The following is a 656-nucleotide window of genomic DNA, read 5'->3' on the forward strand; positions in this document are numbered from 1 at the left end:
CGCCTCCGACCACGGCCTGATCGACTACATGGTGATCACCAACACCAAGTTCTGGAACGGCCTGCCGGAAGACGTGCGCGGCGAGCTGGAAACGATCATGGAAGAGGTCACCGCTGAGGTGAACCGTCAGGCCGACGACCATGGAAACAGGCGGCAGGTCACGGTTCGCGCAGACCGTAGCGCCTGTCCACCCGCTCCCCCATGCAGCAGGAGTTGCCAACCACCCGCCATTCGTAGCCGTAAGGTGGGCTTCAGCCCGCCGTCAGCTCGCGCACCCGCTGCAGCACGGCATGCATGCCGTTGCTGCGCGACGGTGACAGGATGGGCCATGTCGACGAACAGGTAGGCGCCGACCTTGTCGGCAATCGCGCGGAAACGGGCGAAATCCAGCACGCGGGAATAGGCGGAGAGCGGGTCGGCATGCTGATCATATTCTGCCGCGGGATCGGCTGGAAAATTCCGGAATTACGCAAGTCATTGCCGATGATATCGGCCATGTCCTCGGGCAACACGGTGCCACCCTGTCCCAGGCCTTCCAGCTGATCCACGGCGGTCGTGATCTCAGCCTGCAGCAGCGGCCGTTGCTGGATGTGCTGGCGACGCTGGCCGCGCAGGGTTACCTGCCGCCGGCTGCGGTCGACGAGCTGCGCGAGGGA

4 pseudogenes are annotated in these 656 nt (G+C 64.6%); 2 read left to right on the forward strand and 2 right to left on the reverse strand.

The annotated features are described in order from the left end of the window. A pseudogene (locus U8L64_RS00475) lies at positions 1-140 on the forward strand (C4-dicarboxylate ABC transporter); the annotation flags it as partial. 181 nt (positions 141-321) lie between these two features. Here U8L64_RS00475 and U8L64_RS00480 read toward each other — a convergent pair. After that, positions 322-408, reverse strand: a pseudogene (locus U8L64_RS00480) (hypothetical protein); the annotation flags it as partial. After that, positions 399-524, reverse strand: a pseudogene (locus U8L64_RS00485) (hypothetical protein); the annotation flags it as partial. The pseudogenes U8L64_RS00480 and U8L64_RS00485, both read right to left, overlap by 10 nt. Between U8L64_RS00485 and U8L64_RS20195 the strand changes: the two are divergent. After that, a pseudogene (locus tag U8L64_RS20195) lies at positions 522-656 on the forward strand (hypothetical protein); the annotation flags it as partial. The pseudogenes U8L64_RS00485 and U8L64_RS20195 overlap by 3 nt on opposite strands.

Origin of the sequence: Pseudomonas sp. FIP_A4 (genome assembly GCF_036701605.1) — a bacterium.
Lineage (GTDB): Bacteria > Pseudomonadota > Gammaproteobacteria > Pseudomonadales > Pseudomonadaceae > Stutzerimonas > Stutzerimonas phenolilytica.